Here is a 12,884-nt window from a genome sequence, read left to right on the forward strand (position 1 = left end):
TATGATTAATGAAGAAATATGTGATTGAAAAATAAAACAGCTGTCAAAGAAAGAGGCAGTCTCGTCAGAAACTGCCTCTTTAAAAAATTTATCTCTCGTGATTCAATTAAAATGTAAAAGTCACGTCGTAAGTATTACCCGTTTGAACAACTCTCAAAATTCGGTACATAGTTGAACCAAATGCTGTAAAATCATCCGCTATGTAGGTACTTAAATCCGCTTTATTAAATGTACCCTCAAAGATTTCAACGTCTCCATTTGGGTATCCAACATGAACCTTAAAGGAAATATCTCCATCTGGCACATCGTACGGATCAAGTCCAACTAAATAGGTATCATCAGTATCGTCACCATAATCTGATCTAATTGAAGTATCGATCTCTGGATTAGCTCCAGTAGCGCCTTGATTACTCCATGACCCTTGATCTTCCGCTTCAACTAAAACATCAAAATCAGTTACGTGCTCAGGATCATCCCAAATCACACCAATTGTTAAGGCATCTGGATCATTCACGTTTTTAACGTCAACATCAACCATATAAGGTTCTGACTCTGGGCTAAACTGCCATGTATCAGCTAACTCATATGATCCTATTTCAATTGCCAATTTCGTAGTTTCTTGCGGGAAATTATCCATAGGAATCTCTAATGTAAATGTCGTCTCGAATGCATATGGAGCCAGAACACCAGAAGAAACATCAAAATCCATCCCTTCCACAGAAGCATTCCCTTCAGACTCTTTATAACTGAACGCAATGTTCTCCTTCATTAACTTACTAGTCATGACATTAAATGTAAACACATCTCCTTCCGAAACACTTGTCAAGTCATCATCTGTACTGATAGTGACTAAGGGCTTTGTAGTAGGATCCATAATTGGAGCTACTTCCCGCTCATTAACACATGAACTTAGAAAAGCTACTGCTATATATATATAAAGTATATTTTTCATTCTTAAATAATTTATATGAATTATTGTCTGGTATACGTAGATGTCCAATTACGTGGGCCACCATCGAAATAAGTTTCCTCATGCTCCATAGTTAGCACTCCAGTTACTTCGTTAAACGAACCTCCTAAAATAGTTCCAATACCAAGCCCTCCATAGTCCAAATCTGAAGTAGGTAAAATCTCACCACAAAGCTCAACTATATTCCCTGGGTTTAGCAATGTCGAATTACTAGTACACTGGTGCAACCAACCTCCATCTGCAGAAGAGAGAGCCCATGAACCATCTGCGTTCTTAGAGATAGTAGCCGTAAACGAAGGATTACAGGAATCATTAGTTACTAGGTAAGTACCACTCAAATCTGCAGGACACTGATAGACCAAGTTCAAATTGATTGTTGATCCATTAGCTATTACGTTTTCTCCATCCACATTGGACACCTTCAATACAAGTGAAAACGTTGCAGGAGGAACTACTCCCTGAGTCATAACGGCAAGAGGCAATAGGCTCAGAAAATCCTGTCCCTCTGTCAACTCGATACTTTTTGTACTCAAACTAAAATGAGTACCCTCAATCGCAGTAGATGACTCATCCACCTCAATATTTACAATAACAGTACCCTTGGTCTTGTTCATTGCAGGCCCCTTTACTTGCATAGGAACCTCCACAGCATATTCACTACCATCTGCCACAGCACTTACAGCTTGGCTACCATTCACGAAACCAGCAAGGTTATATCCTTTGCCATATTCATCTTCTGGAGCAGTAGTCTCTACACACGAAACCAAAGCTCCGAATGTACACGACATAATTAATATATATATGTATTTCTTCATTTCAATCATATTTTAGTTAGCCCAAAAAATCTTATCTGAAAATGCATTTGGTTGATCTGGAACATTACTCGCATTACTTGCTGATTCACTTGCTGGGTAAAATAACCGTACAGGTCTATCTGTAGTAGACGCCTGTGCAGATATAGGTAAATTAGAAGGAAAGCCAGTTCTACTATAATCAAACCACGACTGCTCTGCAGTAAGTCCATTTACTGCTAGCCACTTCTGCGTAATAATCGCTTCTAGTTTATTCGCTGACCCTGCATAATTCACATTATTAATATTTTGAGAATAATATGCTATAGCGTCTGCAGACGTTAAAACTGCTGCTCCATGTGATAAAGTCACAAAAGCCGCAGAAATACCTGCTTCGTAAAGAGTCTGTGGATCTCCACCAAATCCTTTGAGTGCGAGTTCAGCTCTATTAAAATTACTCTCTGCAAGAGTAAATATGATGTCACCCATCGTAGCACTTTTCAAAATCCCAGGCCCTATATTAGAAACCAACTCAGGCGCATAATTTTCATCTACTTCTAGTCCTTGATTAACACCTAGATGTCCTGTATCTGGCTCTTCATACAAAAAGCTGATTCTCGGATCATTAGTGCTTGCCAGATAATCTAAAATATACTGCGTTGCACAAGTAGCTCTATAGTTTAGCTGCTCGTCCCCAGTAGGGGTGAATCCCATTTCATCCCAATAAGGATTTTGCTTTCCCTCAGACACTTCATAGCCAGGATCGACTACTACATTAGCTGTAATAAAACCAGACCCCTCAGCTGTAATTGCATCGAATTCAGTCTGGATATACCCCTGCATAGAAGTCATATCAGAAAGTCTGGTAAGAATACGAACTTTTAAAGTGTTAGCAAATTGCTTCCACATAGTCATATCACCACCAAACATCACATCGTCGCTTCCTGGTTTAACAGCGACACCACTTCCTGCAGCAACATTAATTAAATCAATAGCTGCTGTGAGGTCTACCATCAAACTAGTGTAAACATCGCTACCACTATCATAAACAGGAGTTGCATTTTCACTACGCTGCAACGCTTCAGAATATGGAATATCACCATAAAAATCTACCATCAACTGATAATGATATGCTTTCATAATAAGACCAATTGCCTCATAATTATCATACCCTTCACCTAATTCGGTCAATAGATTATATTGTTTCAATGGGTCTCTATACCCTTCATCAAAAATAGACGCATAGAAAGTAGAGTTTACCAAGTACTGAAACTCGTTATCATACCAAGAAAAACCCTGAGATTCACTCCAGTTGTACATCATCATACTTCCTAAATGGTTGATACGACGATCAGCATGCATTTGAGTTGCGGTATAAACTTGTGCAACCGGGAGTATCAGATCAACTGTTACTTCTGTTGGATTATTGGGATCAGTATTGACGTCCAAAAAATCATCACAAGATGTAGCTCCAAATAAAAGAACTACACTTGCCAGTATGTATGTATATATTTTGTTATTTTTCATCTTTGATTTTGCTTAAAATTCAATATTCAAGTTAAATCCATATGTTCTCGTAGGAGGCGATGTAAAGTAACCACCAATACCCACTCCATTGGCATCATCAGTAGCTCTAGTATTCTTAAATTCTGGATCAGAAAATCTATTCTCCTCAGGCAACCATGTAACCAAATTTCTTCCAAACACACCTACGGACATTCTACTAATAACTTTGGTTTTTTCCAAAATATCAGAAGGGATAGCATATCTCAAAGTCACCTCACGCAATTTCAAGGCTGTTGCATCCTTTACGTAATTCTCCTTAATCTCATTATATCTATCCTTCCAAAATCCCATAACACCACCAGTAATTGGAATATTGGTATTATCAGTGTAAGTACCATCACCATTGTCAATTACTGAATTAGGCCAAACGAAATCTTGTCGATTTGAAGAAACACTGGCAACAGACCTTCCTGTGAACTCCATCGCGTCTGAACCCTGTTCATAATAAACGTGCCCTGTTCTGTAATCCATAGTAGCAGAAAGAGACAAGCCTTTGTATTCAAATCTTGATGTCCCTCCCAAAATGTAATCTGGCGTAGTTTTGCCTTGAGAAATAACGTCACCCACTTGTGGGTTACCATTAGAATCAATAATAACTTGACCATTATCATTTCTCAAATAACCTGCAGCTTTGATTTGAGGAAAAGCCTCACCTTTCACTGCATAAGTACCATATCCAGCAGTATACACATCCAATCCTATCTCATCTAAACCTTCCTTGATCTCTTTTACCACAGACTCATAAGAAGTGTAGTTGATATTGGCTTTCCATGAAAAATCTCCAATTTCAAGAATCGTTGCTCCCAATGCCAACTCTAGACCTTTTGTCTGCAACTCTCCAATATTAGTATAGAAATATGATGCTCCAGAAGCCCTAGATGGTGTAGTACCTGTAATCAAATCCGTCGTGGTAGTAATAAAATAAGCTCCATCCAGATTGATACGTCCTCTTAAGAAACCTAAAGTAGCACCAAACTCCGTTGTGTTTAGTTTTTCCTTAGATATATTAGCGTCAACAGTCGTGGTACTGAGATAATATCCGTTTTGGCCTGCGAGAGGAAAAGCTGGATAGTTTTCAAACCCACCCGTTAGGTCTCTTGTATTTTGTTGACGATAAGTCTCATTAATCAAGAAAACAGGAAGGTCGTTATATACAGTCGCGTTACTTACGCTAAGCTTAGCATAAGACAAGATATCGTTATCCTTCAATGCACTAATTCCTTCCGTCAACACTACAGACAAACCAACTGAAGGATAAAAATATGTATTGTCATCTAATGGCAAAGTAGACGTCCAATCTTGACGACCCGTTGCATTCAAAAACACCCAGTTATCGTATCCAAATGTCACATCTGCAAACACACCAATTTGACGTTTGGTCCACTCATCTACATCAGTACTACCTATCACCCCACTATTCACATCATAGAAGCCTGGTATACTTAAATTATTCGAACGAATAGTACTTTCTCTATAAGTATCATTCTTAAATGACATACCGACAATAGGAGTGATATTAAATGTTTCGCCAATATCAAAACTCCCTTGGAATGTGAAGTTACCATTGTAACGAACGTCCGTAAATTCAAAATCCTCTACAAAAGAAGATACTGTAGAGTGAGCTGGCTGAAGTTCATCACTATACTCTTGACGATCTCTATGGTTTTTACCAGAACCTTGTCTTGAGTTCACACCTACATTACCTACAAATTTGAGGTTATCCAAGATATCATAAGATGCCGACATCACTGAGTACAATCTCGAAGTTTTATCCTCGTCTCTATTAGTACCTATCGCCCAATATGGGTTTTGATAATAGGCGTTATAATAGTTGTCTGCATATCCATAGCTCGCAGGATTGTCATAATCCTTGTAACTAGTTAGAGGAATATTTGATTGTGTATTAAGGATAAACCAATACAACGGCCTGTCTTGATCACCAATTTGATCACCCACTACGTTAGTTTTATCTTGGTAGTAACCACCGTACACGCCCAACTTTAATTTCCCTATTTGCTTAGTAGCATTTACTCTGAACGTTGTTCTTTCAAATTCATCGTCAGGCACAATACCAGTAGTCGTTTGATTACCAAAAGACATATAGAATGAACCTGTTTCATCTCCACCTGCAGCATAAACCGTGTTCATATTGGTCACACCTCTATCATAAAAATCAAGTAGGTTATCCTGAATTGGAGCATATGGAACCTCTTGCGTCTCCAACACATAACCGTCGGGAAATGTAGGTCCTATTTGTCTGGTCACACCATCATACCTTGGGCCCCAGTTTGTATTCTCAATGGGGTCATAATGTCCATCCCAACCAATACCATATTCACTTTGAAAATCAGGCATATATGCGACCTCTTCAAATGTCACAGACGTATTAATACCCACAGTAAATTTATCTGCATTGCCAGTACCTCTCTTAGTTGTCACAATCAATGCACCATTTACAGCGTCAGCTCCATACAGGGCTGCAGCATTAGCACCTTTCAATACGTTAATGCTCTCTATATCATGTGGGTTCAAATCTCCAAAAGCAGAAGATGTGGCAATAATCCCGTCAATTACAATCAAAGCGGCATTACTTTTAGATATAGAGTTCAAACCTCTAAGGACAATTTGAACATCTGGTTTCACACCATTGTTCTGTACGTTGACTTGCATACCTGCAACTTTACCTACAAGACCAATACCTGCCTGAGGTTGCTCTGCTGCAACAAGGTCTTTTGATTCAATTTTCTGCGTAGCGTATGTCAACTCATCCTTGGCTCTAGCAATACCATAACTCGTAATTACTAATTCAGACAACTGCTGTGCATCTGCCTTCATCGTAATATCGATTACAGATCTAGAACCAATCGCAACTTCCTGAGCGGTCATCCCTACAAATGAGAAAACCAAAACTCCTCCGTCCGAAGGAACACTCACTTTCCAGTTACCTTCAATATCAGAAGTAGATCCAACCGTCGTACCTTTTAATACAACGTTTACCCCTGGTAATCCTTCGCCTGTATCATCTGTTACTTTACCAGATACAGTACGATCTTGTGCCCACGACTCTGTCACGAGTGCAGACAACAACATGAAACAAATAAGTAGAATCCTCTTCATATCGTATGTTTTAATTGTTAATAAATGTTTAAATAATATGTTTAATAATTCCAAACTTATGCTTTTTAGAACACTTTCACTAAAACTAACTAACAATTATTAGTTGGCATGCATACTGTTTTTTTACAGGTTTTTACCTGTAGGTAAAATCTTGTTTCACAATCAGTGGGAGATTCAGAATAAAATACTTTTTTAACCAATATTAACAGAGTATTAAAACTAATCTTTGGAAGGGTCATCAAATGTCGTGCGTAAGGCTACTCGCCAATTTCACTCACTAAGAACTCAATTCTCCTGTTTTCTGCGAGAAGATGGGGATTTTCTCCTGTGTAAAGTAAACGACTTTCACCATAGCCTTTGTAACTCAATTGAGAAGGGCTAATCCCCTTTGATATTAAGAAATCATGGACAGTTTTGGCTCGTCGCATGGATAGCTCTAAATTATAGGATTCGGAACCTTCACTATCACTATGCCCTGCGATCTCCATCTTCAATTTTGGGTTCTGCCGTAGGAAGTAATACACAACACGAAGCTCCGACATAGATTCAGGTTTCAGGCTTGCATCATCATGATCGAAAAACACATTGCCCAAAGTACTCGACGCACCAACCTTAATGGGTTGTAGTTCAATATCCAACAGGTTTTGATCGAAGGATTTTAGATCCTCTAGCGTGAACGAAAAGTCAACGAACATATACCCAGGACTCGTCACGTATATACCGTAGCGATTCCCCTCCGTTAGCACCAACGTATAAGCCCCCGTCTTGGCATCCGAGGTTAGTTCAGAATAAAAATGATTATTCGACAAGTGATACACCTGTATCTCCGCAGTTATAGGAGAATGGTTATCCGCATCAACTACGCGACCCTTTAGATAGGCACTCTGGTTCGTAACCTGAAACCTATCAGGCAAATCAAAAGTATAGAGCTTACTCTGAAATCCTGTTTTGGTAAGTTTCTCAATAGTGTACACGCCTGTTTTGCTATCCGAAGCGATATACAGCGATACCTGATCATGTTCATCGTTGAGCGGATACCCTAGATTGACGGGAAACTTCCACAAAGAATCTCGCTCAATCTCACTCATGTAGATATCTAGACCTCCCAACCCTTCGTGTCCATTAGAAGAGAAATAAATCGTCTCGCCGTTGGCATGAATAAAAGGACTAATCTCATCTTTGTTACTATTGATGCGTTTTCCGAGGTTGATAGCCGACTGCCACTCTCCGCGACGGTTTTTGGTAGACATCCAAATATCCTTTCCTCCATACCCACCTCGGCGATTGGACACAAAAAGGATCGTACGCCCATCAGCAGACAGAGATGGCTGTGCCTCCCATGCAGCAGAATTAACAGCCTTGCCTATATTCTCTGGCTTGCTCCAATCATCTCCTACTTTCTGGGCGATATATATGTCACAACTACCATAGCCACGTCTACCATCACATGACGTGAACACAAGCGTCCTTTCGTCAGCAGACAAGGATGCCGCTCCTTCATTGAACTCCGAATTGATTTGATCAGAAACCGAAGCAGGCACTGACCACATCTGACTGGCAGAGTCATATTCGCAGAAATAAATATCCTCATCGTCATAGTTGTTCATCCCTACGCGACGTGTGAAATAAAGCTTCTGCTGATCGACGGATAGTGCGGGAAAATACTGTAGTTGAAAAGAGTTGGCATGATCTGCCAACTGCCTAATATTGTATTCGAAAGGATTAAGAAGAGCCTGCTGTGCAAACCTACAGTCCATAATCATAGATTTCGCAACAGTTTCTTTGACTGGATCATTGGGAATGGTTCGGATATAATGCTCCAAATAAGCCTCTGCACTATCATATACCGCTTCCTTATAAAACTGCTCCCCAATAGCATGGTAGGCATACTTTGATTTGGGATAATCGGGATCAATTCGAATCGCCTTTTTAAAATACACAAAAGACAAACTATCCCAACCCAAACGATTGCTAGCGCTACCAAGCGCCAACCACACCTCGATAAAGTCCGGATCTCGCTCTACCGCATCCAGCATCGGCTCTATCGCTTCGCGAAACTGAGAACGTTTGAGCAACTGCCGTGCTTCCTCATAGTCTCGAAGTGCCTTTTTGTCCTCCGAATGATACGAAGTGTACTGGGCGTGTGAGTCAACAAAAATAAAAACAAAGAGAAATAGAAGTGTGTAGCGCATTTCGAACAGGTATCTTTTAGGATAGCCAAACTGACCTAAAGACAACTTACCCTTTCAGGAGTCAGCACCTTTGTCATTTGACCTCTGAAACAAAAGTACCAAGAAAATTTTATCGGATATCGAGATACTTGTGTGTCTGCAGCGAAATATTCCACTGGGAATGCGCTTTGACATATTCGATGATCTCTGGAGTCATCTTATCAGCCTTGGACCACTCGGGCTGTAGATAGAGTTTGCATCTGTCATTGACTTGCTCCGCGTGCTCTTCAGCAAATTTGAAATCAGATTTATTGAAGGCAATGGCTTTGAGTTCGCTTGCTGCAGCGTAGACCGACTGGTCTGGCGCTTTAAACTTTTTCGGGGAGAAACATACCCAGTCCCACACACCAGACATAGGATAAGCTCCCGAGGTTTCTATATTCAGTTGATACCCTTTCTCCTTGAGCGCAGTGGTCAACTCCGTCATGTCATACATCAGTGGTTCTCCACCTGTGACAATGATCGTCTTGCAGGGATAATCCTGGATCTGTTCGATGATCTCCTTGACAGTAAAAAACGGATGATCTTTCTCGTCCCAAGACTCTTTGACGTCACACCATACACAGCCCACATCACAGCCTCCTAGACGGATAAATATCGCTGGTGTCCCCGCATAGTACCCTTCTCCTTGGATGGAATAGAAAATCTCCATAATGGGAAGCTTCTCAGATATTTTGGGGACGTAACTCAAACTACTTCAGGTTGTTCTTAGCGGCTTGCAGTGTATTGATAAGTAATGACGCGATCGTCATCGGCCCTACACCACCAGGGACAGGCGTGATATAACTGGCGATGGGTGCTACTTCGGCATACTCCACATCTCCGGACAGTTTAAAACCTGACTTCTTCGTCTTATCCTCTACACGAGTGGTTCCTACGTCGATGATCACAGCACCTTCTTTGACCATATCTTTGCTCACCAGACCGGGCTTACCTACTGCTACCACGAGGATGTCCGCCTGTCTCGTATGAGCGGCTAGATCCTCGGTGTATTTATGGCAAAGCGTCACGGTAGCATTGGCATCATTGGACATCATGAGTGCAAGAGGTGCTCCTACTAGGCGGCTCGCTCCGATAATCACGCAGTTTTTACCTTTGGTCTCGATCTCATAACGCTTGATCAGCTCCATGATCCCTAGCGGAGTAGCTGGCATCAATAGCGGTGCTTTGGAAGTGATACTGCCGAAATTCTCGTTCGTGAATCCATCCACATCTTTCTCTGGTGAGATGCTAGCGGTCACTTTCTCTACAGAGATATGCTCTGGCAAGGGCAGCTGTACGATAAATCCATCGATATCCTCATCCGCGTTGAGTTGATCGACATGTTTGAGCAGCTTGTCCTCAGAGATCGTCCCTGCAAACTGCATCAACGTATAATCAAAGCCTACTGCCTTACAAGATGTAATTTTTCCACCTACATAGGTATGACTGGCTCCATCATCTCCGACGATAATGATCGCCAAATGAGGTGCGCGCTTGCCCTCATTCTTCATCGCTTCTACCTGTAGTTTGATTTCGTCTTTGATGTCTCCAGACACCTTCTTACCGTCTATGATTGTAGGCATTTTCTTAATCCAGTTTTAACACAGCCATAAATGCATCCTGCGGAATCTCTACGTTCCCCACCTGACGCATACGTTTCTTTCCTTTTTTCTGCTTGTCGAGCAGTTTACGCTTACGCGAAATATCTCCACCATAACACTTCGCCAATACGTTTTTGCGCATCGCCTTCACCGTTTCTCTGGAGATGATTTTATTTCCTATAGAGGCTTGGATCGGAATCTCAAACATCTGTCTTGGGATCAATTCTTTCAATTTCTCACATAGACGCTTGCCCCACTCGTAGGCTTTGTCTCTGTGTACGATCGCGGACAAAGCATCCACCGCTTCGCCATTGAGCATGATGTCAAGTTTGACCATGTTGGACTGTTTCAACCCTGTCAACTCATAATCCAGCGAAGCATAACCTCTAGAGATTGTTTTCAGTTTGTCAAAGAAATCAAACACGATTTCTGACAAGGGAATGTCAAAAGTCAACTCCACGCGATCTGCCGTCAAATAGACTTGATTTTGGATCGTCCCACGCTTGTCCATACATAGCGAAATGATCGGACCGACATAGTCTGCCTTGCTGATGATCTGCGCTTTGATGAAAGGCTCTTCGACATGTTTGATCCTACTCGGATCTGGCATTTCAGACGGGGCATTGATATCTTGGACAGAACCATCCGTCATGAAAGCCTTAAACTGTACTGATGGTACAGTCGTGATCACAGTCATGTCAAATTCGCGTTCTAATCGCTCTTGGATAATCTCCATGTGCAGCATCCCAAGAAACCCGCATCGGAATCCAAAACCTAGTGCTGCAGAAGTCTCCGGCTCCCAGACCAACGAAGCATCGTTGAGCTGTAGCTTCTCCATCGAGGCGCGCAACTCTTCGTAATCTTGCGTGTCTACAGGGTAAATCCCTGCGAAAACCATCGGCTTGACCTCCTCAAAACCTTTGATCATTTCTGTAGTAGGTCGATCTATAGCCGTAATCGTATCCCCTACTTTGACCTCCTTGGCCACTTTGATACCCGAGATAAGGTAGCCTACATCTCCGGTCTTAATTTCTTTCTGTGGATGCTGCTGTAGTCCCAGCGTCCCGATTTCGTCTGCTTCATAGGTCTTGCCTGTCGCGACGAATTTAATCTTATCTCCTTTTTTGATCGAACCATTGAATACGCGGAAAATCACTTCGATTCCTCTGAATGAATTGAACTGCGAGTCAAAAATCATCGCCTGTAGCGGCTCATCTGGCTTGCCCTTAGGCGCAGGGACTCGCTTAATGATCGCATCGAGGATATTGTCTACGCCGAAACCTGTCTTCCCACTCGCATGGATGATGTCCTCCATATCACAACCGATCAAATCGATAATCTCCTCAGAGACCTCCTCAGGTCGTGCACCGGGTAAATCGATTTTATTCAATACAGGGATGATTTCCAGATCGTGCTCCAGTGCGAGGTACAAGTTGGAGATCGTCTGCGCTTCGATACCTTGAGAGGCGTCCACGATGAGTAGTGCGCCCTCACAGGCCGCAATCGAGCGGGACACTTCGTATGAGAAATCCACGTGACCTGGGGTGTCGATGAGGTTGAGCGTATAGTCTTTGCCCTCGTGCTTGTAGGCCATCTGAATCGCATGACTCTTGATGGTAATCCCACGCTCACGCTCTAGATCCATGTCATCCAGCAACTGTGCCTGCATGTCTCTCCCTGTAACCGTACCTGTATTCTGAAGCAAACGATCGGCCAGTGTAGACTTGCCGTGATCGATGTGCGCTATGATGCAAAAATTCCTTAGATGATCCATTTTTCTTAAAAAGAAGGCAAAAATAGATAAATAAAATTTCACATTTGCAAAAAGTTCAAGAGGGATTACGCCCTTGATATTTAGTATCGAGTATTGTGTATTGAGAAAGGAAATACGGTGCGTAACCTGTGAGACAAAGTAAAAAAAAGGAGTAGCGGTGAGCCATTAAAAAGATCTGGACAAAGAAAAAGTAGCACTATAGCGATGACCTGATGACTTCATTACAAAAAAATGAATCGAAAAACTATGGATCAAAACAAAAACATCACAGAATACATCATTGAGATCTACCGCAAAGAAGACTTGATGCGTGCCTACAAATTTGATTTGGAGAAATTCGGGACGCAGGTCATCAACTTCTTTCCCATCACACCCAAAGAAAAACTCGCTGAGGTCAACTACTACGAGGCTTTCATGAAGAAAATGACCGAGCAAGGCATCCAAGAGTCTGGTCACCTCGCTGAGGTCAATGAGATCGTAGCACAACTAGATCAGCTACACGAGGAGCTCAAATCCTCTGACGAAAACTACAACCATGTCTACCTCAAAGCCAAGCCCTACATCAACGAAAACATGCAAGTAGCCAATGGTACCATCACCAGCGAAGTGCAGCTCTGCCTCAACGGCATCTATGGCTTCCTCCTCCTCAAAATCGAAGAGCGCCCAATCAAACCCGAAGAGCAAACCATGATCGACCAGTTTGGCAACCTCCTCTCCCTCCTCAGTTACAAATACAACGAACGTAAGGTGATGAACTAACCTCCTGACTCTAAGAACTAGCTACATGCTAAGGCAATCGCATTTAAACGATCTTGAACTTTTCCAAAGATTTCATTTACAGTGACTTCAAGA

General features: G+C 41.8%; 9 protein-coding genes. 1 reads left to right on the forward strand and 8 read right to left on the reverse strand.

Annotation, left to right across the window (positions count from 1 at the left end):
• Window positions 1-106 precede the first annotated feature (106 nt).
• The 8 genes from BUB99_RS11490 to lepA all read right to left on the reverse strand — a co-directional run bounded on the left by BUB99_RS11490 (window position 107) and on the right by lepA (window position 12,032).
• Window positions 107-952: a hypothetical protein gene (locus BUB99_RS11490; RefSeq protein ID WP_073122654.1), complete on the reverse strand. Its 846-nt coding sequence runs from the start codon at window positions 950-952 to the stop codon at window positions 107-109.
• Window positions 953-972: 20 nt separating this feature from the next.
• Complete coding sequence (locus BUB99_RS11495) at window positions 973-1,785, reverse strand: hypothetical protein (protein ID WP_139280988.1); 813 nt, start codon at window positions 1,783-1,785, stop codon at window positions 973-975.
• Between the two features lie 12 nt (window positions 1,786-1,797).
• Window positions 1,798-3,288 (reverse strand): SusD/RagB family nutrient-binding outer membrane lipoprotein, encoded by a 1,491-nt coding sequence (locus BUB99_RS11500; RefSeq protein ID WP_073122659.1) that lies wholly within the window; start codon window positions 3,286-3,288, stop codon window positions 1,798-1,800.
• Between the two features lie 12 nt (window positions 3,289-3,300).
• Window positions 3,301-6,444, reverse strand: a complete 3,144-nt coding sequence (locus BUB99_RS11505; RefSeq protein ID WP_084190519.1) for a SusC/RagA family TonB-linked outer membrane protein — start codon at window positions 6,442-6,444, stop codon at window positions 3,301-3,303.
• A gap of 257 nt (window positions 6,445-6,701) precedes the next feature.
• The gene (locus tag BUB99_RS11510; protein ID WP_073122664.1) at window positions 6,702-8,636 is read right to left on the reverse strand and encodes an OmpA family protein; all 1,935 of its coding nucleotides are present in this window, start codon (window positions 8,634-8,636) and stop codon (window positions 6,702-6,704) included.
• A 109-nt stretch (window positions 8,637-8,745) separates the two neighbouring features.
• A complete protein-coding gene (locus tag BUB99_RS11515) occupies window positions 8,746-9,327 on the reverse strand; it encodes a 7-carboxy-7-deazaguanine synthase QueE (protein ID WP_084190520.1) in 582 nt (193 codons plus the stop codon).
• Between the two features lie 40 nt (window positions 9,328-9,367).
• Complete coding sequence (locus tag BUB99_RS11520) at window positions 9,368-10,240, reverse strand: bifunctional 5,10-methylenetetrahydrofolate dehydrogenase/5,10-methenyltetrahydrofolate cyclohydrolase (RefSeq protein WP_073122668.1); 873 nt, start codon at window positions 10,238-10,240, stop codon at window positions 9,368-9,370.
• A 4-nt stretch (window positions 10,241-10,244) separates the two neighbouring features.
• The gene (lepA, locus tag BUB99_RS11525) at window positions 10,245-12,032 is read right to left on the reverse strand and encodes a translation elongation factor 4 (protein ID WP_073122670.1); all 1,788 of its coding nucleotides are present in this window, start codon (window positions 12,030-12,032) and stop codon (window positions 10,245-10,247) included.
• Window positions 12,033-12,263: 231 nt separating this feature from the next.
• On the opposite strand from lepA, the gene BUB99_RS11530 reads away from it, so the two are divergent.
• Window positions 12,264-12,791 carry a DUF4924 family protein gene (locus BUB99_RS11530; protein WP_073122672.1) on the forward strand — a complete coding sequence of 176 codons (528 nt, stop codon included), beginning with the start codon at window positions 12,264-12,266 and terminating at the stop codon, window positions 12,789-12,791.
• The last annotated feature ends 93 nt before the right edge of the window (window positions 12,792-12,884 follow it).

Origin of the sequence: Reichenbachiella agariperforans (genome assembly GCF_900142205.1) — a bacterium.
Classification (GTDB): Bacteria; Bacteroidota; Bacteroidia; order Cytophagales; family Cyclobacteriaceae; genus Reichenbachiella; species Reichenbachiella agariperforans.

Coding starts and splice junctions, on each gene's coding strand:
- BUB99_RS11515 (WP_084190520.1), bottom strand. CDS start 9,327: ATGGAGATTTTCTATTCCATCCAAGGAGAAGGGTACTATGCGGGGACA.
- BUB99_RS11510 (WP_073122664.1), bottom strand. CDS start 8,636: ATGCGCTACACACTTCTATTTCTCTTTGTTTTTATTTTTGTTGACTCA.
- BUB99_RS11500 (WP_073122659.1), bottom strand. CDS start 3,288: ATGAAAAATAACAAAATATATACATACATACTGGCAAGTGTAGTTCTT.
- BUB99_RS11490 (WP_073122654.1), bottom strand. CDS start 952: ATGAAAAATATACTTTATATATATATAGCAGTAGCTTTTCTAAGTTCA.
- BUB99_RS11520 (WP_073122668.1), bottom strand. CDS start 10,240: ATGCCTACAATCATAGACGGTAAGAAGGTGTCTGGAGACATCAAAGAC.
- BUB99_RS11505 (WP_084190519.1), bottom strand. CDS start 6,444: ATGAAGAGGATTCTACTTATTTGTTTCATGTTGTTGTCTGCACTCGTG.
- BUB99_RS11530 (WP_073122672.1), top strand. CDS start 12,264: ATGAATCGAAAAACTATGGATCAAAACAAAAACATCACAGAATACATC.
- BUB99_RS11495 (WP_139280988.1), bottom strand. CDS start 1,785: ATGAAGAAATACATATATATATTAATTATGTCGTGTACATTCGGAGCT.
- lepA (WP_073122670.1), bottom strand. CDS start 12,032: ATGGATCATCTAAGGAATTTTTGCATCATAGCGCACATCGATCACGGC.